The following is a 25,250-nucleotide window of genomic DNA, read 5'->3' on the forward strand; positions in this document are numbered from 1 at the left end:
ACGGGCGGAGGAGGGAGTCGCATGGTCGTGCACGGTGGATGCGAATACATGCGAAGCATCCAGTACTGCCCCGCTTCGCGGATACGGCGTTGACACTTTCGTCCCCTATATGGATCGACAAGGGGCCTCTAACGGGCAGACCCAGCGCGGCAGCCTCATTAACACGGTGGATGACACCGTCACTGACCTCGGTTATCGCTGCGTTCTCCCCAGCGGCGGGGCAGCGTCCGCGGGTTCTGCTCCGGTCCCCATAGTCCTCACCCAGTCGGACTTCGCCGCCCTCCCCGTCGCTCCGCTCACCGCGCACGTCGGCCCGCCGGGCGGCTGGCTCCCGGTGAACATGGATCTGGTCCTCTACGCGGAGTCGTCGACCCAGGAGCTGGACACCACGCTCCTCGGCACACCCGTCGCCGTGCGCGCGATCCCCACGTCCTACACCTGGGACCTCGGAGACGGCAGCACCATCACCACCACGAAGCCCGGAGCGCCCTTCCCCTCGACCGACGTGGCTCACCGCTACCGCTACGAGGGCTGGTACGACGTCACGCTCACCACCACCTTCGCCGGTCAGTACTCCGTGGCAGGCGGTCCCTGGCAGTCGATCGACGGCACGATCGACGTCACCTCCGCACCGGTCGCGATCTTCTCGAAGTCCCTCGAGTCCCGGCTCGTGAACCCTGACGTTCCTGCCGACGAGGACGCGGACCCCTGGCTCCCGCCCCGCACGCCCCTCACCGAAGGGCCCGTCGACCCCGACGCGTCGCACTCCTAAGACTGCGCAGGACACGCGCGGTGCGCGCGGCAGCTCGATCAGTCGCCCGCTTCGAGCACCCACCGCTGCGCGCGGTGTCCACCGCCGGCCGAGTGGGGTTCGGTCAGACCGGCCGGCAGGGCGCCGAGGCGGCGAGCGACGGCCTGGGAAGCCAGATTCGCCGGATCAATGCGCAGGATCGCTTCCCTGACGCCGTCGAGCGCGTGGGCACGCTGGACCAGGTCCGCGGCGAGGGCATGGCCGAGCCCTCGACCCCTGTGGGCAGGCAGCAGCCAGTAGGAGATGTCTGCCTGGTGGCGCTCGAGTCCAGGGCCGAGACGGTGGATTCCGCCCCCGCCGACCATGACACCGCGCGACACGGCACCACCGTCGCCGTCGGGGCCGATAGCGGCGAACTCCTGGATCGGACCGCCCGGACGCCAGCGCTCGGCTCGGGCGAGGAACACTGCGAGCGCCTCTGGCGTCCAGAGAGCCCCGAAGGCCTCGCGAGCCAGGAGATCGTCCTGGCCCGCGAGGATCGCGTACGCGTGGTGAGAACCGAGAGGTTCGAGGCGCACGGCGTTCATGCAGGCTGGTCTCGGCGCAGGGCCACCCGCACGGCTTCCGTGATCGCGGCGTCCTCGTGGCCGTCGCTGCGGGACGCAGCGATGAAGTCCTGGGCGAGGCGGAGCAGGTCCTCGTCGATCGCGTCCGCGGGCGCTGAGGGCTGAGGGAGCAGCGACGCTGCACTGGCAGCCACCGTCGTCCCTCCCCCGCGGCGGGTCTCCAGCACACCCGCTTCCTCGAGCTCTTTGAACGCCCGGCCGACGGTGCCCGGGGCGACCCCGAGGTCGCGGGCCAGAGCGCGGATCGTCGGCAGGCGGTCCCCGGCCTTCAGCGCGCCGAGCGCGAGCTGCTCGAGGATGCCGCGACGGATCTGCTCGTAGGGCGGGGTGGGATCGGCGAGGTCGATGAGGATGCGGCTCATGCGGGCGTCCCGGCGATCACCGCGGGTGCAGTCGCGGCAGCCGCTCGCGTGCGGGTCCCGCGGGCGAGGACGGAGGGGATGCAGACCATGAGCATCCCGGCGAGGCTGCCGACGAAGGCCAGGACCACCGCGGCACCTGCTGCCGCGACGGCGGCGTCAGGGAGTCCGAGCAGCCTAGGACCAGCCTCGGGAGCGAGATCGGCAGCGTTCAGCAGAGCGCCGCGATACGCATGCTGAGCGAAGGAGGCGAACGCCGCCGTCACGAGCGAGAGCCCGAGCACCACGGCCCCGAGGACGGAGACCAGGGACCGCGAGCGCAGGAGAGCATCGGCCGCATCCAGGCTCGGCCGCCGGCGATGGATGACGAGGATCGCGATCACGGCGAGGACCAGCAGGAGCAGCGCCGCTGCGCCCGCGGGCACCGTGTACCAGGTCCCCGGGAACGGGCCGATGCTACCGGTGACCTGCGTGCCGTCGGCGAGCACTCTCCCGTAGCTGAACGAACGGCCGGGGTTGCCGAGATCGTCCGCAGAGCCCTGGCGCGAGGTGATGGCGCTGAGACCGATGAAGAGGAGCACGGTGCCGGCGGTGATCGCGGCAGCAGTGCGCGGGACGATGCTCCCCAGGCTCCGGGGCACGAGAGATCCTGCGCGCTCGGCGCCGTGGGCGGGGATCGTGAGCTCCCCGATCAGGATCGCGAGGATCAGGACACCGGCACCCACGATCGGAGCCGTGCCCGTCAAGGCGCCGAGCCCGAGCCGTCCGCCCGGCCAGGTCCCGCTCACGGACAGCGCGAGCATGGCGATCATCACCGCCCCGCCTGCGAGCAGGCCGATCCAGCGGGCGGCGAGCGCGCCCCGGTGCAGGCCCGTGCGCTCGGTGCCGAGCCATGCGGCAAGGCCGAGCAGGAGCACCGCCGCCAGAGGGACGAGCATGATCAGGAATGCAAGGGAAGCGCTCATCGGGGAGCCTTTCAGGTGCCGACGCGGAGTCAGGAGGGAGCATCTTGTCCCAGATGCTTGGCACAAGTGTGGGTTCGTCGACCACTTGTGTCAAGGCCCCGACACAAGCATCCCTGCAGACGCTCCCCGTACGATCAGACGATGCCGCGCTCCCTCCCGCTCTCGACCGCGCGCGGTCGCCTGCTCGGGCTCCTCCTGCTCGCTCTCGCCGCTGCGGCGGCGCTGCTCGCACCGCTGGCTGCGGCCGACGGCTCCCCTGGCGAGGACGGCGGCGCGGGCTCCTCTCGGCCCGTCCGGCTCGTCCTGCTGACGGCCGGGCTGACCTGGGAGGACGTCTCCCCCAGCGCCACGCCGCACCTCGCCTGCCTGGCGGATCGCTCGAGCGCGGGAGCGATGAGCACCACGAGCACGACTCCCCGCTCGACGCAGGCCCAGGGAATGGAGAGCGTGCGCACCGGGTACAGGGGTCTCGCGGCTGAGGCCGCGCCGAGCGCCGGGATCCCCTCGCCTGCCGTCGACCAGCTGGAGCAGCTCCCCGTCCCCGTCGTCGAGATCGGTGCGGGCGCGGCGCTGCCGGATGCCCTTCCCGCCGACGCGCTCGTGCTCGCAGACCTCGGAGCCCTCTCCCCCGCAGGCAGCTCTCCCGCCGGCACCGATCGCGCACAGCAGCTCGCCGCCCTCGACGCGCGCGCCGGGGCCGTCCTGGACCTCGCGGGAGGCTGCGAGGCCGTCGGCGATCCCGCCTCCGGCGCCCCGCGCACCCTGCTGCTCTCGGTCGCGGAGCTGCCGGATGACTCCGCTCCGGACGGCCCGGGCTCAGCCCCCGATGGCCCCGCGGACCCGGTGCTCCCCGGCCGCGCCGCCGCGAGCCTCCAGGTCGCCGCCGACAGCGCCGACCCCGGCGGCCTGCTGACCAGCGGCTCCACCCACCAGAGCGGAGTCGTCGTCCTGACCGACGTGGCGCCGACGATCCTCGCGAGCTACGGCATCACCCCCGTCGGCCCCCTCCCGGGCCAGCCCTTCCTCGCTGAGAAGGTCTCCACGAGCCCTCTGGTCATCGCCACCGATCGCACCCAGGCTGCGCGCCTCGTCGACGCCGCGACGGTCCCCGCCCTCGGGAGCTGGCTCGCGCTGGGCCTCATCGGACTGGTGCTGCGTCTCGTCCCCGCCGCCGCTCGGCGACCGCGCCTCCTGCGCCTCTCGCGGGCCCTGATGGCGATCGCGCCGCTCGCCCTGCCCGTCGGCCTGTATGCGGGTCTGGTGCCGTGGTGGCGGGCCGGGCATCCCGCGCTCGCCCTCACCGGGTGGGTCTGGGCGGGCAGCATCGTGCTCAGCGCGATCGTGCTGCTGGGGCCCTGGCGCCGCAGCCGCTTCGGTCCGCTCGGGGTGTCATCCGCCCTGGTCGCGGGCCTGATCCTGCTGGAATGCGCCGCCGGTTCGCCCTGGCAGCTCGGCTCGCCGCTCGGTGCGCAGGCGATCTCCGGCGGCCGCTACTACGGGATGTCGAACCACCTGTTCGGCCTCGTGCTCGCGGCCTCGCTCGCGGCCCTGCTGTGCCTGTTCACCCGGGTGCTCCGGCCCCGTTCCCGGGCGCTCTGGACCATCGGCACCTGGCTCGTGATCGCCGGCATCTGCGTGGCGCCGACGATGGGCGCGGACTTCGGCTCGATGCTCGTCACCGTGCCGACGTTCGGCCTGCTCGCACTGCTGGTCGCCGGGATCCGCCTGCGGCTCTGGCACGTGCTCGCGCTCGGGGTCGGGGGCGGTGCAGCCGTCATGGGCGTCTCGCTGCTGGACTGGCTGCGGCCCCCGGCCGCGCGCACGCACCTCGGGCGCTTCATCGACCAAATCCTCTCGGGAGAGCTCGCTGGCGTCATCGTGCGCAAGTTCGCGCAGAATCTCGGGATGCTGCTGGGCATCCCGGTGCTGGCCCTCATCGTGGCGCTCGCGCTCGCGGGGTCGATCGCCGCGCTCATGCCGCGGCGACTGCGCTGGCGGAGCCTCGCGGCGCTCGATGCGGCCCTGCCGATTGCCTATCCGGTGCGGATCGCACTGGTGGCGGGTGGATGGCTCGGCTACCTCGTGAACGATACGGGGCCCGTGCTGATCGCCGCGATGCTCGGCCTGTGGGTGCTGGCGCTCGGGCAGCTGCTGCCGACGGGCGGCGAGGATGCTGCGGGAGCGGCCGGGCCGCCACAGGCGCCGGTCGCGGCGCACCAGGGGCCGGGCTCGGTCTGAGCGGGTGCCCGGCTCGGTGCGCTATTCCGTGTGCGCGTCGCCCTCGGCGTCGGCCGCATCGACCGCCGCCTGCACTACGAACGAGGCGTACTCGTCGGACGTCATCGGGGTGGCCACGCCCTCCGGCACCTCCGGGGCGGGGCGGCCGAGGTGCGCGCCGATGATCACCGCGTCCTCGGGCGAGAAGCCGCCCTCCACCGGCGCACGGTCCAGTCGGTCCGCGAGCTCCCGCAGATCCACCGACGCGAGGAACGCGATCTCGTCGGGGTCGAAGAGACCGTCCACCGGCAGGGCGCGCAGCTCGCGGTCCAGCACCTCGAGATCTGCATCGCCGAGCTGGGCGAGGTCCTCCTGCGAGAACTCGCTGGTCACGGGCAGGGAAGCGAGGAGATCCGGGGACTCGCGGGAGGAGGGGTCGGTGCGAGGCTCGGCCCCCTCGGGCGCGCTCACCGAGCTCGACTCCGCTGTCGCCTCCACACCGACCGCGTCCTCGTCGGCCACGTAGGGCGGGCGCACGGCGCGTCGGCGGCGCAGCGCCCGCAGCACGTCCCGCAGCTGGGCGGCGCGGTGGAGCTGGCCGCGCAGGTCCTTCCCGGTCGCGCGATGGTGCAGCTCGCAGGGGATCTCCTTGACCCAGAACCCCCCGGCGAGCGCATCGATCGACAGGGAGGTCTCCACGCCCCAGCCGGGGGCGAGGGGCTGGCACTCGTCCCAGGCCTCGCGGGTGATGCAGCGCGTGCCCGAGAGCGGCTGCTCGGGCTCCCAGCCGGTCGCGCGGGCGATGCCGCTGCGGGCGGTGCGCACCACGATGCCCATCCCGGCGGCGCCGACCTGCGGCGGCAGCAGCGCGATCGCCATGTCCACGCCGTCATCGAGCACCGCGTCGATCAGCGGCGCAGCGCCCGCGGCGCTCGCACCCATGTCGGCATCGAGGAACAGCAGGGCGCGCGGCGCGCCCCCGGCGGGGTCGATCACCGGCAGGGGGCCCGTGTGCCCGGGAACCCGCGGCTCGGCGTGGAGCTCCTCGCGGAAGTCCTCGCCGCCGCTCGCGCGGTCGGCCTCCTCGCGCATCGCCACCACGCGCGCGCCGGTCGCCATCGCGGCGGCCTTGCCCTGGTTCGAGGGGTGGCGCACCACGATCGCCCCGGCCCCGCGGGCCACGGCGGAGGTCGCATCGCTGGAGCCGTCGTCGACCACGACCACGAGGTCCACGCGATCCAGAGTCTGCACGGAGCGGATCGTCTCCTCGATCCGGGCCGCCTCATCCTTGGCGGGGATCACCACGGCGACCCACTGGGGCCTGCCGGCGGCGAGCGCACCCGCCGCGGTGCTCATCGCAGGGTCACCTGACGGGCCACGATGCCGCCGCGTGCGCGGCGCTCGAGCGCGGTCAGCGGCTCGGTGCTCTCCAGGGCCGCTTCGAAGCGGGCGCGGAACTCGTCGGCCCCCTTCGAGACGCCGTCGGCGCCGAAGCCCTTGGGCAGGTCCCACACGGGGATCGTCAGGCCCTCGGCGCGGAACGAGCCGACGTACTTCGTGCCCTCGCCGATGCCGGAGTCGCGCTTCGCGTGGAGACGGGCGACGGCGTCGATGACGCGGTCCTCGTCGGCATCCAGCACCCAGCGCACATGCTCCTTCGTGCCCGCATCCACCCAGTAGGCGTGCTCGAGGCCCTCGACCGGAGCGGTCGGCATGATCGACTCGTTCGCCTGGGCGATGGTCGCCTCGAGCTCCTGCGTGCGCTCGGCCGACGGATCCACCCAGAAGTCGAAGGTGTCGTGGACGGTGATCGGGAAGTCGCCCGTGAGGTCGAGGACGTCCTGCAGGCGCGGCGACTCGGCGGTCACCTCGAGCGCGGGCACCGGGCTGCCGGGCTCGAGCGCGAGAGCCTGCACGATCGCCTGGCCGAAGGCCCGCGAGAGGTCGTTGCCCGGGGCGGTCGCCTGCAGTCCGATCACCACGGAGCCGTCGGACCGGCGCACGGCAGGCCAGGCCATCGGGAGGATCGTCGCGATCAGCACGGGCACCGCGCCGTGCTCGGCGGTGGTGCGCGCCTTCATGGTGGCGGCAGGGATCAGCTGGCGCATCGCCACCAGGTCCTGCTCGTTCGGGATGCCCTCGAAGGGGCGGCGGACCAGGGCGTCTGCAGAGCTCGTCGACATGGCCGTCAGTGTACCGAGGCGGTACGGGGGTTATCCCGGTGTGCCGCGCCCCCGGTCATCGCGTATTTTCGGGGCCATGACCGTGCTGGGGCTGCTGACCTTCCTCGCGCTGGCCGCCGTCTCCGTGGACGTCCTCGGCGGGATCCTCGCCGCGACCTTCCTGCACCGCGGCATCCCGCCGCGGCACCTGCTGCTGTTCGTCGGCGGATACACGGGCGTGATCATCGCGGCGACCCTCGTGATCCACCCGCTGATCCAGATCGTCGGCGGCTGGCTGCACCCCCTGCTGGCCTCGAACAACGCCCTCGGGGTGGTGGAGATCGTCGTCGGCACGATCCTCATCGTGGTCGCGTGGTTCCAGCGCCGCACCGCCCTGCACCCGAAGCCGCCGAAGAAGAAGCGGGAGGTCTCCGATCGGACGGCCTCCCTGCTGCTCGGGGGCGCCGCTTTCGCGTTCACCGCGGTCGCCGATCCCGCGTTCGTGATCGCGATCGGCATGGCCGCGGCCGAGCCGCACCTCCCCCTCCGGGCCGGGCTGCTGGTGCTGTGGAACCTGATCTACCAGGCGCCGCTCGCGGCCGTGACGCTCGCCGCGCTGCTGGGGAAGCACGAGGCGCTGCTGGCCCGGGTGCGGCGCTTCATCGAGCCGCGGCGCCGCCGGCTGTTCCTGATCCTCGCCGCGGTGCTGTTCGTGATCGGCGCCGTCATCGCGGCCGACGGCATCGTCTCCCTGTGCTCGGGGCATCTGCCCTGGCTGCGGGAGCTGCTGCTCCTGCGCTGAGCGGCCTGGACGGGCCGACGGCATGCCCGCCGACTCGCCTCGGCCCCGTGTCCCCTGCCCTCCGGCGCTCCTGCCCTCCTGCCCCCTGAACAGAGTTGGCGCACTCACGTTCCACTGGTGGAACGTGAGTGCGCCAACTCGCGGGCGTGCGGCCACGCTGTGCGACCGCGCGGTGCGGGCGTGCGGCCGGGCGCTGTGGCCGAGGATCAGTCGGGGATGACCTCGCCGGTCTCCACGAGCACGGTGACCTCGTCCTCGTCGCCGTCCACGGCGATGTCGAACTGGTACTCGCGACGCTCGTCGTCCCACTCGAGCTTCCAGCCGCGCACCTCGCCGTCGCGCACGGTCAGCGCGCGGTCCATGGCCTCGTCGAAGGTCATCGGGGAGGCCAGGTCGATGGCCTCCTCGTGGTCGTCCGTGGAGTCCTGCTCGTGGTCGATGACCTCTCCGGTCATCGCGTCGATCTCGACCTCGTGGTCCACGCCGTCGATCAGGATATTCACCTCGTAGTACCAGAGGTTCCGATCCGAGGAATGGTCCAGCTCGATGCCGTGCACGGCGCCCGTGCCGGCCGTGTCGGTCCCGGTCTGGATGGCCTGCTCCGGGGTCACGGGGAACGCCTGGGTGCGCAGGTCGATGTCCTCGCCGGGCATCTGCGCGAAGACCTCGCGGTCCCCGGCTGCCGTGCCTGCAGCCGGTGCGCCGCCGGCATCGCTCGCGCCGGACGACGCCCCACCGTCACCGGTGGAGGCCGGGGCCGACGCCGTCACGGCCGAGCCCTGGGTCGCGGCGCCCTGCTCGGCCTGGTCGGTGCTGCAGGCGCTCAGCGCGCCGAGGGCCAGGATGCCGGCGGCGGCGCCGACGACGCCGCGACGGAGCGGGGTGATGCGGGAGAGATGAACAGTCATGGGGACCTCCTCGGGTCGTCATCAGCACCGGCCGCAGCTCGGCTCAGCGCCTGCGCTCCGAACTCTGAACTCCGAACTCCGAACTCTGCGTTCTGCGTTCTGCGTTCTGCGCGGCGAGGCCTCTCACTGGGGCGTCGGTGCGTGCGGGAAGAGTTGTATTCCGACACCATCCCTCCCATCTGTCACGAAGCGTCGCGGGAGCTGGAAACCCGCTGGGAGGAGAGCGGACCCGCACCGGGAATGCGCGAGGGTCCGGCGATAGCGTGGGCCCATGCCCCCATCCGACCGCCCCGCACTCGACACCGACGTCGCGCACCGCCGCGCTGTGGACCGCGCGCAAGGGCCTGTATGCGGCGGTCGCGGGGGCACGGCCGACGGGATCCACCGCGCTCCTCGAGGACATCGCCGTGCCCGTCGGCCATCTTGCGGCGACCTGCGCGGGCCTGGAGACGCTGTTCGAGCGCCACGGCTACGACGAGTCCGTGATCTTCGGGCACGCGAAGGACGGCAACATCCACTTCCTGCTGAACGAGCACCTTGATCAGGGCTCGGACCGGCTCGAGGCGTTCACCGAGCAGATGGTCGAGCTGGTGCTGGACCAGGGCGGGAACCTCAAGGCCGAGCACGGCACCGGGCGGGTGATGGCACCCTTCGTCGAGCGCCAGTACGGCACGGCGCTCTACGAGGTGATGCGCGAGATCAAGCGCCTGGTGGATCCGCTCGGGATCCTGAACCCGGGGGTCGTGCTGACCGACGATCCGCAGGCGCACATGCGCGATCTGAAGCCCGTCGTCCCGATCGAGGAGGAGGCCGATCGCTGCGTGGAGTGCGGGTACTGCGAGCCGGTCTGCCCGAGCCGCGACCTGACGCTCACGCCGCGCCAGCGGATCGTCCTGCGGCGCGAGGAGAAGCTCGCCGCGCAGCGCGGGGACACCGCGACCGTGCGCGCGATCCAGGAGTCGTACGACTACGAGGGTCTCGCGACCTGCGCGGTCGACGGCATGTGCGTGACCGCCTGTCCCGTCGGCATCAACACCGGTGATCTCGTGCGGCGCCTGAGGGCGGAGCAGGCGGGGCCGGCGGAGTCGGCGGCGTGGTCGGCCGCGGCGGGACGCTGGGGTGCGGTGACGCGCGGGGCCTCGGCCGCCGTGGGGGTAGCGGGGGCGATCGGCACGGCGGGGCCGACGGTCGCAGGCAGGCCCGCGGCAGCGGCGCTGCCGCGGCTCGCGACCGCCGCTGGCCGCGCCCTGCTCGGGGCGGACACCGTGCCCGACTACCGGCCGGAGCTGCCGCGGAGCGGTGGAGCGGTGCGCCGCTCCGGCGGCAGGGGCCGGGCGAGCGCGGAGACGGTCGCGGTGCTCATGCCGTCGTGCACCGGGACGATGTTCGGGCCGGCCGAGGGGTCAGGGCCGAATGGCGGGGGTTGCTCGGGCGCGTGCGCGTGCAGCGGGGGTGCGGCTCGGTCGGGCGCCGCCGCAGCCGGGGCGGGCGCCTCCGCTGCCGGCCTCGGGGTGACTCGCGCGCTGGACCGCCTGCTGGAGCGGGCGCGCGTGCGCGCCGTGGTGCCGGAGGGGATCGAGGGGCTCTGCTGCGGGACGCCGTTCTCCTCCAAGGGCATGACGGACGCGAAGGAGCGCATGCGCGCGCGGCTGCGGGAGGCTCTGGTCGCGACGGCGCGGCGGGAGGGAGCGAGCCACGAGCCGGGCGCAGCGGCGCTGCCGGTCGTCGTCGATGCGGCCTCCTGCACCGAGGGCGTGCTGGCCGCGCTCGAGGGCACGGGCATCGAGGTCATCGACGCGACGACATTCGTGCGCCGCGAGCTGCTGGGGCGGCTGTCGGTGAGCGCGCGGGCGCAGTCCGTGACCGTGCACCCCACCTGCTCAACCACGCACCTCGGCGCGACGGATGATCTGGTGGCTCTGGCCGGCGCGTGCGCCGAGGAGGTCGTGTTGCCCGTGGCGTGGGGCTGCTGCGCCTACGCGGGCGACCGAGGGATGCTGCACCCCGAGCTCACCGCCTCGGCCACCCGGGCCGAGGCCGCGGAGATCGCGCAGCACCCGACCGACTGGTACGTGAGCGCGAACCGCACCTGCGAGCTCGGCATGAGCGCCGCGACCGGGCAGACCTATCGCCACGTCCTGGAGCTGGTGGAGGCGGCGACGCGGTGAGCGGGGGTCAGTACCCCGTCACCCCGTCAATCGCCTCGCGCAGCAGGTCCATGTGCCCGAGATGCCGGGCGTACTCCTCGATGAGGTGCGTGAGGATCCACCGCAGGTTCAGCTGCTCGCCGTGGCGCAGCCCCGCGACGGGGCCGTCGAGATCGGTCCAGGTCGCGGCTGCCTCGGCGGCGCGGGCGGTCTCGCGACGGAAGGTCTCGACGTCGGCGGCGGCGGTCTGGGCGCTCGCGTTCTCGAAGTCGCCGTCGGGCTGCTCCCGGGTCGAGTAGAGGTCCGGGGTCTCCTCGCCGTGGAGGACTTCGCGCAGCCAGTACGTATCCACCTCGGTGAGGTGGCGGATGATGCCCAGCAGGCTCAGGTTCGAGGGCGGGATCGGGCACGCGGCGAGCTGCTCGGCCGTCAGGCCATCAATCTTCAGCAGCACGTTCAGGCGGTACTCCTCGAGCCAGGCGTCGAGGACGGCGCGCTCGGAACCGAGCATGGGCCCGCCGTTGCGAGTGTCGGCGATGCCCTGGAGGATGGGGGCGCTCGCGGCCGCTGCGGGATCGTGCGCGGCGGGATCGTGCGCGGCGGCGCCGTTCGAGGTCACGTCGTTCGAGGCAGTGTCGTTCGAGGTCATGGGCCGATCCTGCCCGATCGGGCACCTCGCGCGCGAGGGATTTTCCTCGAGCGTCGGCGGCCTGTGCTGGACTGCTGCCATGACCGCCGACGCCGCCGCGCTCTTTGAGCCCGGATCCGCTCCCCTCGCCCACCGCCGCACCGAGCGCCTCGCCCTCGACATCCCCGTGCCGGCGGACCTCGAGGAGCTGCACGCGCTGAACAGCGACCCCCGCGTGTGGACGCACTTCCCGTCTCTGCGCCCCACCCGCCTCGCGCAGTCGCAGGAGATCCTGGATGTGTGGCGGGAGTGCTGGGCGGCCGACGGGCTCGGCTCGTGGATCGTGCGGGATCGCGCCACGGGCGAGTTCCTCGGCTATGCAGGATGCCGAGTGGTGCGGGGGGTCTTCTGGAATCTCGGCTACCGCTTCCGGCCTGAGGCTCAGGGGCGGGGATTCGCCACCGAGGCGGCTCGGGCGGCGCTCGATGCAGCGCACGAGGTGCACCCGGAGCTGCCGGTGGTCGCATACCTCGTCGAGCACAACGCCGCCTCGGCCCGGGTGGCGGAGCGCTTGGGCTTCACGCTCCAGCACCGCGCCCCGGATGCGGGGAATCCGGATCCTGACGTGATGCGGCTGGTCTACGCGGACCGGGATCTCACCGAGGCGGAGCTGGCCGCGGCGCTGGGGTGACATTGCCGGCCGCCGGACATGGGGCGGGGCGGGGCGTCGCTCACGCAGAGCCCGAGCTGCGGCGCTCCGACTCGGCGAGCGCAGAGTGGAGGATCGCCCGGTCCTCCGTGCGCAGCGCACGCGCATGCTCCGGTTTCGGAGACGAGTGGCGACGTGAGATGTGCACTGGAACCTCCGTCAAGCCCACTCTGATCGCTGCAGCGAGACGGTGATTGCCGTCGAGCGTGGCGAACTCTTCTGCCACCGCCAGGTCCAGGGGCTGGCGGATCCCCTGCACCCGGATACTCGCCGCCAGGGCGTCAAGGTGGGCGGCCGAATCCAGGTGGGAAGAGCCGATCTCTTCCCTGTCGACTGCGCGATAGCGGGCCACGAGCGCCGTCGGCAGATCGACTGCGTGCCTCCGGCTCGGGCCAGCCCCGCGCTCCATCACGAGGTCATCACCGTCTGGCTTCCCCGAGGCGATGTGCCCGAAGCCGAGCCTCTCGTACAAGCGCTGCGCTACGTGATTCTCAGGACGCACGTCGAGGCGCAGCCGTGTGCCGGGCGCGAGCTCGTGCAGGCGGTCGATGCAGGCCTCCACGAGCATCCGCCCGGCTCCCCTGCCGCGCACGGCCGGGTCGACCCAGACGGAGAACAGCCCCGCGGGTGCTCCCGGCGTCTCAGGTAGGACGATGCGGGCGACTCCGACGACAGCTCCACGAGGCTCTGAAGTGCCCGGAGACTCCAAGTCGGGTCCGCCATCCACCAGCAGGATCATCGCGCTGGACGGAGGGAAGGACCCCCGCCATTAGGCCTCCCCGTCCTGCGCATCCCGCTCCAGAGCGCCTGCGAGCGTAGTGGTGAACGCTTCGGGCGAGGTTTCCAGGGCACGGAGCCGGACCTGCCGGTAGGTCCGCCAGTCCTCCGGGCCGATCTCGATAGTCCGCAGGTGCATCTCAGCCGCCCTGGATCGGGCTCGGGCGGTCGTCAGTGCCGGTGAAGCGGCCGATCCACGTCATGCCGTGGTAGATCAGCAGCGCCGCCACGGTGCCGAGCGCGATGCCGGTGAAGGAGAATCCGCCGAGGTTCCACTCGAGGTTCGCGATCGCGATGGCGAGGCCCACGCCCGCGGTGATCTGGTTCTTCGGGCGGGAGAAGTCGACCTTGCCGTCGACCCACATGCGGAAGCCGACGATCGCGATCAGCCCGTAGAGCACGAACGTCACGCCGCCGAGCACGCCCGGCGGGATCGTGAAGATCGCCGCCCCGACCTTCGGGGACATCGACAGCAGGATCGCGACGATGCCGGCGACCCAGTAGGCCGCGGTCGAGTAGACCCGGGTCGCGCTCATGACGCCGATGTTCTCGCCGTAGGTGGTCGTCGGCGAGCCGCCGAAGGTCGCCGAGAGCGCGGTGGCGAGCCCGTCGGCCGTGAGGGTGCGGCCGACCATGTGGTCGAGGTTCTTGCCGGTCATGAGGCCCACGCTCGTCACGTGACCGACGTTCTCGGCGAGCAGCACCAGGATCACCGGCAGGAAGATCGGCAGCAGACCGAGGTTCAGCGTGGGGTGGTGGAACTCGGGCAGGCCGATCCACGGGGCGGCGGCGACGGCGTCGAAGACGACCTCTCCGCGGGCGACGGCGAACAGATACCCGACGATCACGCCGACGAGCACCGAGACGCGCCCGAGCAGCCCCTTGAACAGCGCAGTGCACAGGATGACCGCGAGCAGGGTGACGACGGCGGTCACCGGGGCCTTGGAGAAGTTGTCCTCGTACGTCGTCGGCACGAGATTCAGACCGATCAGAGCGACGATCGTGCCCATCACCACCGGCGGCATCAGAGCGCTGATCCAGGCGGTGCCCACGCGCGTCACCAGCAGGCCGAGCAGCGCGAGCAGCAGGCCCGTGACGAGCACTCCGCCGAGCGCGGCGCCCATCGAGTCGGCCTGCGTGGAGGCGGTGATGGGGGCGATGAACGCGAACGAGGAGCCGAGGTAGCTGGGCATCCGGTTCTTCGTGATGACCAGGAACAGCAGGGTGCCGATGCCGCTGAACAGCAGCGTGGTGGTGGGCGGGAAGCCGGTGATCAGGGGGACGAGGAAGGTCGCGCCGAACATCGCGATCACGTGCTGGGCGCCGATGCCGATGGTCACCGGCCAGGCGAGCCGCTCCTCCGGGCGGACGATCTCGCCGGGGGCGACGGAATAGCCGTTGCCGTGCAGGGTCCAGAGCGACATGGGGCTCCTCGAGGAGAGTGGGGCGGGGAGGGACGGGGCCCTCGTGACCGCGCGCGAGGCCGGGGTGCGGTGTCGCGTGCGGGTGGGGAGGAGGGCCTGGGCGATTATACCGAGCAGGGGCTTGCGGCCCGCGAGCGGTTCATGCCCGGACGGCGCGCTCCCAATGGATCCCGTAGGTCTCGATGTACTCCGCCCGCATCCGCCAGTGCTCCCCGTGCCCTTCGACGAACATCGTCGCCCATGGCTCCTCGCCGGACTCGTGCGCGGCTCGGAGGTGCTCGTACATGGCCCGTGCGCGAAGGGCCAGGGCCGGCGCCAGCGCCTCCCGCAGATCCGTCATGGATCGGTCCGGGTCGTAGCCGTCCACGAACGCTCGAAGTCGCGCAGCGGCGAGGGACGGTTCCTGGCCCGCGTCGAGCAGCGGGAAGGAGATCGCCGGGTACGCGAGATCCCAGAGCCGGGTGCTCGGGCCTGCGCCGTCGGCATCGATGAGGACGATGCGCTCGGCCCCCCGCTCGCCGCTGAGCACGAGGTTCCAGCTGGCGGCGTCGTTGTGGCAGATCAGGTCAGGGGCTGCAGCGGGCAGGAGCACGGGCCACTGCTCGGGCGGCTCCGGCACGGGGAAGTCCTCGGCCGCGTCGTGGATGCTGCGGAGGTACGCCCCGATCCGGCGCAGGAGGTCGTGCTCGAGGACCCCGCGGTGCATCGCGATGTCGCCGGGGATGTATTCGATGATCTGGCGTCCCTGCGCATCGCGGCCGAGGTGGGCCGGGACGTCGACCCCGCGCTCGCGCAGGTGCTGCAGGAACGCGGCGACCTGCGGCGTCGTGGGCTGCCAGGGTTTGCGGACGGTGCCCCCGACTCGGACGACGGCGCCGACGGTGGCATTCCCGCCCGAGAGCAGCTCCTCGTCGGCCGGAGTTCTCACGCCCGCTTCACCGCCTCGAACACCATCAGCCGCTCCCCCGTCGAACCGCTGAACGGCGTGCCCACCCAGTCGCTCGAGATCCGCTCGACGACGAGCCCCACATCAGTGAGCTGCGCCGTCAGAAGCTCGGCGCTGCGGAACTGCAGGGGCTGGGAGAAGTCGAAGGGCTCGGGATCCCCCGCGTCCAGGAACGCGCTGCGGACGTGCATGCCCAGCGCGCCGTCGGCGTCCGGCGGCGTGATCTCGAGGCTCTCGCGCACGCGCCCGATGGCGGTCACCCGCTCCCGCTCCGGGTGGGCCCACTCGCGCCACAGCTCGGCTGCGGGATTCCGGCTCTCGAAGGCGAGACGCCCGCCCGGGCGCAGGGCGCGGGCGATGTCGGCGAGCACCGTCGGCCACGCGTCGCCGATGATATGCATCGCGACGTTCGCGCTCATGATCACGAGGTCGGCGCTGGCGGTCTCCTTGAGCGCCGAGGTGCCGTGGTGCCACCTACGCGCTCCGCCCCGAACTTCCGGCGGGCTTGCTCGAGCATCGCCGCAGCCGGATCGATGCCCACCACCCGGCGGCCCTCGCGGCCGAGCGTCGCGGTCAGCAGTCCCGTCCCGCAGCCCAGGTCGATGATGCTGCTCGCGCCGGTCTCGTCGGCCAGGCGGCGGAAGAAGTCGTGGTCGGGACCGGTGGGGTTGTCGTCGTCGTAGATCGCGGCGAGGCGGGGATCGTCGAAGGGCTCGGTGTTGGCGGGCTGGGGTGGGTGGGTCATGAAGGCATTGTCCGACCGTCACCGCAGCTGCGCGAGCAGTTTTCGCACGTCAGACAGGCATGGCGGACCGCACATCCGTGTGCGGGAAATCCTCGCCCTTGTAGAGCAGCGCATGCCCAGTCGCCATCGCCGCGCCATATGCCAAGCAGTCTCCGAAGTTCAGCCGCGCGGGGCTGTCGGAGCCCCGCCCGAATCGCGAGCGGGCCACCCGCGCCCAGCGCAGGTGCTCTTCATCCACCGCAAGAATCCGGATGCGCATAGCCTCCAGGAAGGCGTCCACCAGCTCGGGGCCAGAGGCCGCTGTGACGATGGCGAGCTCCATGACCGAAGCCGCTGACATGCCGATCCCGTCCGCCTGATCGATCACCGCGCGGAATGCCTCCGACTCCGCTTCGCCGCGCAGGATCGCGACGGCGGCCGACGTATCCATGACGATCACCGCGGCAGCCCCGCCTCGTCATACAGGTCCGCGTCGTCGAGCCAGTCCGCTGACGTCGCAGAAGCGCGCTCCTGGAGCACCCGGACCCCGTCCCAGTCGATGGCCCTCGCACCCCGGATCCGATCCAGCTCCCGTTCGAGAGCACCCCGCACCGCGGCGGTGGCGCTGGAGCCCTGGAGCCGTCCCAGCTCCGTGGCCATCTCGTGCACTCGCGGGTCCTTGATGTTCATCGTCGCCATCCGCGAATTCTACCTCTGGTGTAGACATTGCGGAAGCCTCTCCGGTCAGGTTCCTCACCTTCCCCTGTAGGAGTCCAGGAGCCGATCCGTAGGGTCGGCAAGGCCGCCCAGCAGGGGTGGTCCCTGATGTTGCACTGGAGGTACCCGTGTCCACCCCCGTGAGCCCGCTCCCGAGCTCCGCCCCCCGCACCCGCTGGCTCGCGCTCGCGGTGCTGATGCTGCCGGTGCTGCTGGTCTCGGTGGACAACACGGTGCTCGCCTTCGCGATCCCCGCGATCTCCACGGCGCTGCGCCCGAGCGGCACGGACCTGCTGTGGATCGTGGACATCTACCCGCTGCTCCTCGCCGGGCTGCTGGTCCCGATGGGCAGCATCGGCGATCGCATCGGCCGCCGCAGGATCCTCCTGATCGGCGCGGCGGGCTTCACCGTGGTCTCCGCCATCGCGGCCTTCGTGCCGAGCGCGGGTGCCCTCATCGCCGCGCGCGCCGCGATGGGCTTCTTCGGCGCGATGATCATGCCGGCGACGCTCTCCCTGATCCGCAACATCTTCACCGACCCCACCGAGCGCCGCACCGCGATCGCCATCTGGGCCGCCGGGTTCTCGGGCGGCGCCGCGCTCGGCCCGATCGTCGGCGGATTCCTGCTGGAGCACTACTGGTGGGGCTCGGTGTTCCTGATGGCCGTCCCCGTGCTGGTGCCCTTGCTCGCGCTCGGGCCGTGGCTGATCCCCGAGTCGCGGGACCCGCATCCCGGCCCCGTCGATCCGCTGAGCATTGCGCTCGTGATGGCCGCGATGGTGCCGCTGGTCTGGGCGGTGAAGAACTTCGCGCACGAAGGTCCCAGCGTGCTCGTCCTGCTCGCCGCGCTCGTCTCCCTCCTCGTCGGCGCCTGGTTCGTGCGCCGGCAGCTCCGCCGCCCCGAGCCGATGCTGGATGTGCGACTGTTCGCGGTGCCCGCCTTCAGCGCCTCCATCGCCGCGAACCTGCTGAGTGTGTTCTCGATGGTGGGGTTCCTGTACTTCGTCTCCCAGCACCTGCAGCTCGTCAGCGGCCGCACGCCGATGGAGGCGGGGCTGCTGCTCCTGCCCGGCCTCGCCGTCACGATCATCGCGGGCCTCGCGGTCGTGAAGCTCGTGGAGCTCGTGCGGCCCGCGCACGCGGTCGTCGCGGGGCTGCTGCTGAACGCCGTCGGCTACGGGATCATCCTGCTGACGGGATCCGCCGGGACCGACGCGGGCCTGATCGCCGCGTTCGCGGTGCTCGGCGCGGGCGTCGGCATGGCCGAGACGATCTCGAACGACCTCATCCTCTCGGCCGTCCCCGCCTCGAAGGCCGGCGCCGCCTCAGCCATCTCGGAGACGGCCTACGAGCTGGGCGCGGTGCTCGGCACGGCTGTGCTCGGGAGCATCCTGAATGCCGCGTACCGCAGCGGGGTCGTGCTGCCGGAGGGGCTCGATGCGCAGCAGGCGCAGGCCGCCTCGGAGACCCTGGGCGGCGCGACGGAGGTCGCCGGATCCCTGCCCGCCGATGCGGCGGGCGCGCTCCTGCATTCGGCGCGGGAGGCCTTCGACTCGGGCGTCGTGTGGACCTCGGTCGTGGGCGTCGTGTTCATGCTGATCGCGGCGGCCGTGGTGGCTGTCGCGATGCGGCCGCAACGGACTTCCGCGCGCTGATCAGCGCTCCGGGAACCCCTTCTTCCGCGCCCGCTCCGCGGAGATGTCGGGCAGGTCGGCCGAGGCGATCGCGCGCGCGTTGCGGCGGCGGAAGTCCTCGAACATGAGCACCAGGTCGGGGGCGCCGTACTCGTCGCGCACCGGGGCGGGCACGGTGAGCATGAGCGCGGCGGCGACGCCGACGGCGAGTGCGACGCCGCCCGTCATCAGTCCCGCTCCCGCGCCCGTGGCCAGCGAGTTCACGACCACATCGAGGAAGCCGAGCACGAGCATGACCACCGAGGCGATGACCGCGCTCGAGCGGGCGATGTTCGCCGGGCGCTCCAGCAGCGAGCGGCGTGCGAACAGGGAGAGCACCACGTAGCAGGCGCTCACGAGCGCATCGACGATGTGGAGCACGGGGCCGCCGTGGCCCGCGCCGCCCGTGGCGGCGATCGCCGCGGCGACCTGCCAGAGGACGGCGGCGGTGTGCATGACGGCGCTGAACTCGAAGGCCCGCATCGCATAGACGATCCAGTCGACCTGCTGGAAGGCGAGCGGCATCGAGCGCACGAAGGAGCGCGAGATCATCACGCCCCACGCCGCGAACAGGAACGGCAGGTACACGAAGTGCGTCGCGAACGACGCGGGCGCGGCGAACTGGAGCCGCAGCGAGTTGTCGGCGATCGCCAGCAGCACGAGGCCGGAGGCGGCCGCGGCGGAGAACACGTACCAGTAGCGGTCCCGGCGCAGCGCCGAGCCGATCACGATGGCGAGCAGCAGCAGCGAGACGAGCGCCGAGGCGAAGGTCAGCAGCGAGTACGCCCAGCCCGTCACCCAGATCCGCCCCACGAGCATCACGAGCGCGAGGAGGAATGCGACCGCGGCGCCGATGCCGATGCCCCGCAGGGCGGCGGTCGCGCGGGCCCGGGCGGCCTCGCCCGGCACCCAGCCCTCGTGGGCGCGCGGCTCGATGCCGACGAGGGCTCCGGCGAGCAGCAGGGAGACGGCCACGCCGATGCCGACGGGCGGCTCCGGGAGCGAGGCGAACAGCACCGGGATCGAGAGCACCAGGTCCGTGGCGAGCGTGCCGGCGGCAACCGCGAGCGCGGGGAGGAGCCCGATCACCCGGACCCGGCGGATCAGCGCGAGCGGGGGCTTCTGCGGGATCCAGCGCAGCAGGTGCACGGCGACCAGCGCCGCCAGGGCGATGCCCACGCCCACGCGGCCGGCGATCTCCAGTGCGGCGACACCGCTGACGGTGAAGGTGGTCGACAGCGCCGCGATCAGGCACACCAGCGCGGTGATGTCGCGGATGGCGTCGAACATGCCGAGCCCCGCGAAGCGCGCCGGGAGGGCCGACCCGGGAGGGGCGTCCTCCGCGTTCGGCGTGGTGCCCGAGCGCGAGTAGGAGGGCGGGGGCAGCGCAGGCGCCGAGGGGGCGGCGGGAGCAGCGGCGTCCTCCGCCTCGGGCTCTGCAGCGGTCGCGATCGCGGCCTCTGCGTCGGCCCGGGGCGGGCGCTGGGCGCGCAGGCGGTCCGCGGCCTCGCGATGCGCGGCGGCCTTCTCCTCGGCCTCCTGCGCGATGGCCCGGCTGACGGCGGCCCGGCGCTCGGCGGCCGCCTCGCGCTCGAGGGCCTCCTCCTCCGCGCGACGCTGCTCGGCGATCGCGCGCGGTCCGGAGCCGACGGGCCGACCGGCGCGCGCGGGCCGGATGACGCGCCGCTCGAGCGCTGCCGCTGCGGCCTCGGCCTCCTCCTGCGCAGCCGCGGCGCGCGCGGCGGCCAGAGCCTCCAGCTCCTCGGCGCCCGGCAGCTTCTCCGTGGCGTGGGTGCCCGGATCGGCCTCGAAGATCCAGTCCTCGCTCTCGCCTCGCGCCTGATGGCTGCGATCGGCCATTCCTGAGTCCCCTTCTGCTCCACCGGCTGTCTGCGCCGGCTGCGTGCCCTGAGGGCGCGCCGGCGCGCCCCCGAGTCTATGAGCGCAGGTCGCGCGGCTCCGGGAAGCGCGCCGACGGGGTCGCCGTGCGCCGCCCCGCCGCATCCGCCAGCAGCCTCTGCAGCGGGCGGTAGTGGGCGAGCACAGCGGCCCGATAGGCCTGGGTGTCGCCGTGCTCGAGGGCGTCGAGCATCTGCTCGTGCGCCTCGATGGTCTCGCGGATGTCCTCGGCCTGCGGCAGTCCGAGCACCGGGAGCGTGCGCGTGTGGACCTCCCAGAACCCGAGCACGAGCCCGACGAGAGTGCTGTTGCCCGTGACGGTGGTGAGCTCGCGGTGGAAGGCCTCGTCGTGCGCGGCGAAGGACTCCCCCGCCTCGAAGGCCCGGCGCATCGCCTCGACGTGCTGGCGCAGCTGCGACTGCGAGGTCCCCTCGTACAGCTCCGCGAGGCGCTCGGCGCTGCCGAGGTCCAGCTGCAGGCGGATGTCCACGACCTCGCGCAGCACGGAGAGGTCATCGTCCGCGTCCAGGCCCGCCCGGAAGGTGACCGCCTCGACCATCGGCCGCAGCGACAGGCTCCCCACCGTCATCCCCCGCCCGTGCTGGATGTCGACGATGTCCAGGGACTGCAGGGTGCGCAGGGCCTCGCGGACGCTCGAGCGGGAGACGCCGAGCGCGTCGACCAGCTCGTTCTCCGTCGGCATCGGGTCCCCGGGGCGCAGGCGGCTGCCGACGATGAGGTCCTTGATCGCCTGCACGGCGTTCGCGCCGCGGCTGACGGGCCGGGGCCTGGGATCGAGCGCTCCGGCGCGCGGGGTCGCGCGCGGCTCCGCCCCAGCGGACGGCTCTCGGGCCGACGGGTGGCGGGTCGGTGATCCGGGGGCCGACGATTCGGGGGCCGATGATTCGGGGGCCGATGATTCAGGGGTCGTGTTCACCAGACATCTCCTCGCAGCGCGTGCCGCGGATGCGACCCTGTTGAGCTGTAGCCATCCTGCCCGACGCGCCCTGCTTCCGGGTGCGTGGCGCTGGTCACCGGCCCTCCCCGGCCAGATCCAGGCGCAGGGGGACGTCCCCGCGCGCGGTGAAGTCCCCCGCCTGCAGGCGGATGGCCGTGGGGCCGATCCGGATCTCGGCGGCGTCGGCGCTCCAGCGCGCGGCGATGCGCCCGTGCCCCTCGCCGACGACCAGCCGCACCTCGGCCCCCGCTCCGATGCCCCCGCCGCCGCGTCCGTCTCCGCATCCGCCTCCGCCGCCGCGTCCGGCTCCGTCTCCGTCTCCGTCTCCGTCTCCGCCAGGCAGGATCGCGCGGCCGTCGACGCAGAGCTCATCTCCCGCGCGGAGGTCCGAGCGGTCCGGGCCGAGCATCTCCTCGAGGTGCTCCCGTGCGACGAGGATCTGCTCCTGGCCGGCGACGATCTTGAACTCCGCCGGCGACCACGCGCCCGCGTCGCTCGCGATGCGGAGCCCTTCTCGGCGCTCGCCCAGCGGCGCGAGAGCGACATGGCGCAGCACCAGGGTGCCGCGGGGGACGACGGTCCCGGCCTGGGTGCCGACGCGGGAGTGGACAGGGGCGCCGAGGGACGGCCCCGGTTCCGGTTCCGGTTCCGATCCCGCCTCGGCAGGCGGGCGCAGCTGCGAGGTCTCCACGCGCCGGAAGCGCACCACCCGGTGCCCGTCGGCCTCCCAGAGGGCGCCCACCGCTCCGCCGCCGGCGTCCGCCAGCGCCGAGTAGGACGCCCCCTCCCCCTCGAGCACCAGGCGGCGATCCCAGTGCGCGCCGCCGTCCGCGCTCGCGATGAGCATGAGGCGGCGGCGGATCTCGGGATCGGCGCAGTGGGAGACGAGGAGCATCTCCGGCTCCGACGTGCCCGTGCTCGCCCCCGCCCGATCGCCGGGGGCCGGCATCGCCAGCAGATCGCCGTTGGTGCCCGGATCGGGGAGCGCGGGGACCTCCCGCCAGGGAGTGAACGTCGCGCCGCCATCGCCGCTGCGCGACTCGATCCGGCAGCCGGGCCGCCGGGCATGGAGCACGAGCGTGCCGTCCTCCAGCTCCGCGAGGACCGCCTCGTTGCCGCCGGGCGGGAGGACGGCGAGCGCCTGCCAGCTGCGCGAGCGGTCATCGGAGGCGATGACCACCACCCGCAGGGCGTCGCCGATGCGGGCGAGCGCCGCGGCCAGCAGCCTCCCGGCCCGGGGCTCGCGCCCGAGCCGGATGCCGTGCCCGGAGGCGACGAACAGCCCGGCCGCACCCTCGGACGCCTCGTCCGCGCCCTCATCCTCCCCGTGCTCCCGCAGCAGCGTGCGCACGCTCGAGCGCAGGGAAGCGGTGTGACGACGGATCGTGCGCGCGCCGTCGGGACCGATGCTCAGGGAGTCGATGTGCTGGATCTCCTCGGATCTCTCGTCCCATCCCGGCGCCGACTCGAAGAATCCCGCTCGCGTGCCCGCGCAGTGCAGCACGTGCACCTGCTCCCCGTCCACGATCGCGCAGGGGTCCCCGAACCCCTCGATCCCGCGGCCTTCGCGCAGGATCCGCCGCGGGCCCCAGGTCCGGCCGCCGTCGCGGCTGCCGCGGGCGACGAGGTCCACCGGGCCGGGAAGGTCGTCGAGGTCCGGGCGGGCGTCGAAGACGGCCAGCAGGGGGCGCTCCTGGGCGTGCCCCTGGGTGCGCGCGCCCGGTTCAGGCTCTGGCTCTGGCGCAGGCGCAGGCGCATCGAGCCATGCGGGCAGTCCCGCCGGGGCTACGAGGGCGGGGATCCGGAAGACCCGATGCCAGGGCCTTGACTCGTCGCCCGGCTGCGGCTCGCCGGCGCGCGCGAGGTCGATGACCCCCGCGGACGCCTCGGGGAGGGCAGGACGGGCGGTGACGCACAAGCGGGCGCCCGGAAGCACGACGGGTGCATGGTCCTGGCTGCTCATCCGCTGCGTCCTTCCGCCGGAATCCGCTGGTCCGCAGCTCTTGACGACTGCGTCACACTCTCGATATCCTAGCAGCAGACATCATTCATCAGACATCTTATGTGTCGCCCTCCAATGCGCTTCCGCGGCCCTCCCGGCCGTCGGCAGTCGCCCGGAACCCCACGCACCCATGCGAAGGAGCATCATGCGTACCACTGCCGCCTTCTCCCGCCGCGCCCTCCTCCGCGCCGGCGGCGCCACCGCCGCCGCAGCCGGGATCGTCGCCGCCATCGGCGCCTGCGCCCCCGCCGACCGCTCGGCGGGCGGTGCGAGCGATCAGCCGTCGGCCGATGCCGGCGCCGAGAACGCCGACGGCACGATCCGGGCCGGCATCAGCTACGAGCTGGGCACCAACGGCTTCGACCCGATGCTCACCTCCTCGGCCCTCACCGTCGCCGCGAACTGGCACACCATGGAGGGCCTGACCGAGATCGACCCCGCCACGCGCGAGGTCTACGCGGCGCTCGCCTCCGAGCTCCCCTCGGCCGACGGCACCCAGGTCGAGGTCGCCCTGCGCGACGGCGCGGTCTTCCACGACGGCTCCCCCGTCACGGCCGACGACGTCGTCTTCTCGTTCCAGCGCGTCATGGACCCCGAGAACCACTCGCTGTACTCCCAGTTCATCCCGTTCATCCAGTCGGTCGAGAAAAAGGACGACACCACCGTCGCCTTCACCCTCGCCTACCCGACCGCACTGCTCGCCCAGCGCCTGGCCGTCGTCAAGATCGTCCCGAAGGCCGCCGTCGAGGCCGGGGCCGACGCGTTCGATGCGAACCCCGTGGGCACCGGCCCGTGGAAGATGACCGACAACAGCGCCGCCTCCAAGGTCATCGTGTTCGAGCGCAACGACGCGTACACGGGCTCCCGCCCCGCCCGCGCGGCGAAAATGGAGTGGAGCGTCATCCCCGATGCCGCGACCCGCACCAACGCGATGCAGACCCAGGACGTCCAGGCCATCGACTCGGTGCCCTACCTCTCGATCGACCAGCTCAAGGGCTCCTCGACCGTGGACTCCGTGCAGGGCTTCGGCCTCCTGTTCGCGATGTTCAACCACGCCGAGGGCAACCCCTTCGCGGACGTCCGCAACCGCCAGGCGTTCCTGTACGCGGTCGACATCGACAAGATCATCGAGACCGGGATGTCCGGCCAGGCCGAGGCGGCCACCTGCTTCGTGCAGTCCGACCACCCCGCCTACAAGAAGGCCTCGACCGTCTACGCGCTGGACCTCGAGAAGGCCAAGGGCCTGTTCGCCGAGACCGGCCTGACGAGCTTCCGCATGCTGTGCACCGACCACGACTGGGTGCAGAACGTGACCCCCGTGCTCCAGGAGTCGCTCCAGGCCGCCGGCGTCACCGTCGCCTTCGAGCAGAAGCAGTCGGCGGAGCTCTACACGACCATCGACGCCTCGGCCGACGCCTACGACGTCGTGATCGCCCCCGGAGATCCCTCCGTGTTCGGCAATGACGCGGACCTGCTGATGCGCTGGTGGTTCGCGGGCGAGGTCTGGACCGAGCAGCGCATGCACTGGAAGGGGTCCGAGACCTACACCCAGATGCATTCGCTCCTGGATCAGGGCTTGCAAACCCCCGAGGAGTCCGCGCAGCTGGACGCCTGGCACCAGGCCTTCGACCTGCTGTCCGACGACGTCCCGCTCTACCCGCTCTTCCACCGGAAGACCCCCACGGCCTACGACGCCGCGACGCTCCTGGACTTCGCGCCGATCGCGCTGACGGGACTGAGCTTCCTGGACGTCGGCACCACCGGCGAGTGACCTCGCGGGGACCGGAGCGCCGCCGAGCGGCGGCGCTCCGGTCCCCGTGCACGACCGCCCCCGCCACCGCTCGGAGAACAAGGAA

General features: G+C 72.6%; 24 protein-coding genes. 7 read left to right on the plus strand and 17 right to left on the minus strand.

Features of this window, described 5'->3' with window-relative positions; translation table 11 throughout:
- Nucleotides 1–166 precede the first annotated feature (166 nt).
- A complete protein-coding gene (locus Bequi_RS03960; protein ID WP_249736643.1) occupies nt 167–772 on the plus strand; it encodes a PKD domain-containing protein in 606 nt (201 codons plus the stop codon).
- A gap of 38 nt (nt 773–810) precedes the next feature.
- On the opposite strand, the gene Bequi_RS03965 is transcribed toward Bequi_RS03960, so the two are convergent.
- From Bequi_RS03965 to Bequi_RS03975, 3 genes are read right to left on the minus strand one after another with little or no spacing between them, the layout of a single operon-like run.
- Nucleotides 811–1,338, minus strand: a complete 528-nt coding sequence (locus Bequi_RS03965; protein ID WP_249736644.1) for a GNAT family N-acetyltransferase — start codon at nt 1,336–1,338, stop codon at nt 811–813.
- A complete protein-coding gene (locus Bequi_RS03970) occupies nt 1,335–1,739 on the minus strand; it encodes a GntR family transcriptional regulator (protein WP_249736645.1) in 405 nt (134 codons plus the stop codon). The genes Bequi_RS03965 and Bequi_RS03970 overlap by 4 nt, the downstream gene beginning before the upstream one ends.
- Nucleotides 1,736–2,701 (minus strand): hypothetical protein, encoded by a 966-nt coding sequence (locus Bequi_RS03975; protein WP_249736646.1) that lies wholly within the window; start codon nt 2,699–2,701, stop codon nt 1,736–1,738. Before Bequi_RS03975 ends, Bequi_RS03970 begins: the two co-directional genes overlap by 4 nt.
- Before the next feature lie 141 nt (nt 2,702–2,842).
- Here Bequi_RS03975 and Bequi_RS03980 point away from each other — a divergent pair, with 141 nt between their 5' ends.
- Nucleotides 2,843–4,939 (plus strand): hypothetical protein, encoded by a 2,097-nt coding sequence (locus tag Bequi_RS03980; protein WP_249736647.1) that lies wholly within the window; start codon nt 2,843–2,845, stop codon nt 4,937–4,939.
- 21 nt (nt 4,940–4,960) lie between these two features.
- Here the strand turns inward: Bequi_RS03980 and Bequi_RS03985 are convergent, their stop codons facing one another.
- Nucleotides 4,961–6,274, minus strand: coding sequence for a glycosyltransferase family 2 protein (locus tag Bequi_RS03985; RefSeq protein ID WP_249736648.1), 1,314 nt, complete (start codon nt 6,272–6,274; stop codon nt 4,961–4,963).
- Nucleotides 6,271–7,101 carry a DUF5926 family protein gene (locus tag Bequi_RS03990; protein WP_249736649.1) on the minus strand — a complete coding sequence of 277 codons (831 nt, stop codon included), beginning with the start codon at nt 7,099–7,101 and terminating at the stop codon, nt 6,271–6,273. Before Bequi_RS03990 ends, Bequi_RS03985 begins: the two co-directional genes overlap by 4 nt.
- Before the next feature lie 76 nt (nt 7,102–7,177).
- Between Bequi_RS03990 and Bequi_RS03995 the strand changes: the two genes are divergently transcribed.
- Nucleotides 7,178–7,882 carry a GAP family protein gene (locus Bequi_RS03995; protein ID WP_249736650.1) on the plus strand — a complete coding sequence of 235 codons (705 nt, stop codon included), beginning with the start codon at nt 7,178–7,180 and terminating at the stop codon, nt 7,880–7,882.
- Nucleotides 7,883–8,088: 206 nt separating this feature from the next.
- Here Bequi_RS03995 and Bequi_RS04000 read toward each other — a convergent pair whose 3' ends face one another.
- The gene (locus tag Bequi_RS04000) at nt 8,089–8,790 is read right to left on the minus strand and encodes a PepSY domain-containing protein (RefSeq protein ID WP_249736651.1); all 702 of its coding nucleotides are present in this window, start codon (nt 8,788–8,790) and stop codon (nt 8,089–8,091) included.
- A gap of 263 nt (nt 8,791–9,053) precedes the next feature.
- Here Bequi_RS04000 and Bequi_RS04005 point away from each other — a divergent pair, with 263 nt between their 5' ends.
- On the plus strand, nt 9,054–10,958 hold the full coding sequence (locus Bequi_RS04005; protein WP_249736652.1) for an FAD-binding and (Fe-S)-binding domain-containing protein: 1,905 nt from the start codon (nt 9,054–9,056) through the stop codon (nt 10,956–10,958).
- A gap of 7 nt (nt 10,959–10,965) precedes the next feature.
- On the opposite strand, the gene Bequi_RS04010 is transcribed toward Bequi_RS04005, so the two are convergent.
- Nucleotides 10,966–11,586, minus strand: a complete 621-nt coding sequence (locus tag Bequi_RS04010; RefSeq protein WP_249736653.1) for a DinB family protein — start codon at nt 11,584–11,586, stop codon at nt 10,966–10,968.
- A 79-nt stretch (nt 11,587–11,665) separates the two neighbouring features.
- Between Bequi_RS04010 and Bequi_RS04015 the strand changes: the two genes are divergently transcribed.
- Nucleotides 11,666–12,256, plus strand: coding sequence for a GNAT family N-acetyltransferase (locus Bequi_RS04015; protein ID WP_249736654.1), 591 nt, complete (start codon nt 11,666–11,668; stop codon nt 12,254–12,256).
- A gap of 40 nt (nt 12,257–12,296) precedes the next feature.
- Here Bequi_RS04015 and Bequi_RS04020 read toward each other — a convergent pair whose 3' ends face one another.
- From Bequi_RS04020 to Bequi_RS04050, 7 genes are all read right to left on the minus strand, one after another.
- Nucleotides 12,297–13,013, minus strand: a complete 717-nt coding sequence (locus Bequi_RS04020; RefSeq protein WP_249736655.1) for a GNAT family N-acetyltransferase — start codon at nt 13,011–13,013, stop codon at nt 12,297–12,299.
- Nucleotides 13,014–13,191: 178 nt separating this feature from the next.
- Nucleotides 13,192–14,475 carry a uracil-xanthine permease family protein gene (locus Bequi_RS04025; protein WP_249736656.1) on the minus strand — a complete coding sequence of 428 codons (1,284 nt, stop codon included), beginning with the start codon at nt 14,473–14,475 and terminating at the stop codon, nt 13,192–13,194.
- 139 nt (nt 14,476–14,614) lie between these two features.
- Nucleotides 14,615–15,403 (minus strand): phosphotransferase, encoded by a 789-nt coding sequence (locus Bequi_RS04030; RefSeq protein ID WP_249736657.1) that lies wholly within the window; start codon nt 15,401–15,403, stop codon nt 14,615–14,617.
- Nucleotides 15,400–15,840, minus strand: a complete 441-nt coding sequence (locus Bequi_RS04035; RefSeq protein ID WP_249736658.1) for a class I SAM-dependent methyltransferase — start codon at nt 15,838–15,840, stop codon at nt 15,400–15,402. Before Bequi_RS04035 ends, Bequi_RS04030 begins: the two co-directional genes overlap by 4 nt.
- 2 nt (nt 15,841–15,842) lie before the next feature.
- A complete protein-coding gene (locus Bequi_RS04040; protein ID WP_249736659.1) occupies nt 15,843–16,166 on the minus strand; it encodes a class I SAM-dependent methyltransferase in 324 nt (107 codons plus the stop codon).
- A 49-nt stretch (nt 16,167–16,215) separates the two neighbouring features.
- Nucleotides 16,216–16,596 (minus strand): type II toxin-antitoxin system VapC family toxin, encoded by a 381-nt coding sequence (locus Bequi_RS04045; RefSeq protein ID WP_249736766.1) that lies wholly within the window; start codon nt 16,594–16,596, stop codon nt 16,216–16,218.
- Nucleotides 16,597–16,601: 5 nt separating this feature from the next.
- Nucleotides 16,602–16,844, minus strand: a complete 243-nt coding sequence (locus tag Bequi_RS04050; RefSeq protein ID WP_249736660.1) for a type II toxin-antitoxin system VapB family antitoxin — start codon at nt 16,842–16,844, stop codon at nt 16,602–16,604.
- Between the two features lie 146 nt (nt 16,845–16,990).
- Between Bequi_RS04050 and Bequi_RS04055 the strand changes: the two genes are divergently transcribed.
- Nucleotides 16,991–18,517: an MFS transporter gene (locus Bequi_RS04055; RefSeq protein ID WP_249736661.1), complete on the plus strand. Its 1,527-nt coding sequence runs from the start codon at nt 16,991–16,993 to the stop codon at nt 18,515–18,517.
- Here Bequi_RS04055 and Bequi_RS04060 read toward each other — a convergent pair whose 3' ends face one another.
- From Bequi_RS04060 to Bequi_RS04070, 3 genes are all read right to left on the minus strand, one after another.
- A complete protein-coding gene (locus Bequi_RS04060; protein WP_249736662.1) occupies nt 18,518–20,395 on the minus strand; it encodes a DUF7937 domain-containing protein in 1,878 nt (625 codons plus the stop codon). It lies immediately after the preceding gene.
- 76 nt (nt 20,396–20,471) lie between these two features.
- The gene (locus Bequi_RS04065; protein ID WP_249736663.1) at nt 20,472–21,371 is read right to left on the minus strand and encodes a FadR/GntR family transcriptional regulator; all 900 of its coding nucleotides are present in this window, start codon (nt 21,369–21,371) and stop codon (nt 20,472–20,474) included.
- Between the two features lie 94 nt (nt 21,372–21,465).
- Nucleotides 21,466–23,355 (minus strand): sialidase family protein, encoded by a 1,890-nt coding sequence (locus Bequi_RS04070; protein ID WP_249736664.1) that lies wholly within the window; start codon nt 23,353–23,355, stop codon nt 21,466–21,468.
- Between the two features lie 184 nt (nt 23,356–23,539).
- Here Bequi_RS04070 and Bequi_RS04075 point away from each other — a divergent pair, with 184 nt between their 5' ends.
- A complete protein-coding gene (locus tag Bequi_RS04075) occupies nt 23,540–25,165 on the plus strand; it encodes an ABC transporter substrate-binding protein (protein ID WP_249736665.1) in 1,626 nt (541 codons plus the stop codon).
- The last annotated feature ends 85 nt before the right edge of the window (nt 25,166–25,250 follow it).

Source organism: Brachybacterium equifaecis, assembly GCF_023509525.1.
Taxonomy (GTDB): Bacteria; Actinomycetota; Actinomycetes; order Actinomycetales; family Dermabacteraceae; genus Brachybacterium; species Brachybacterium equifaecis.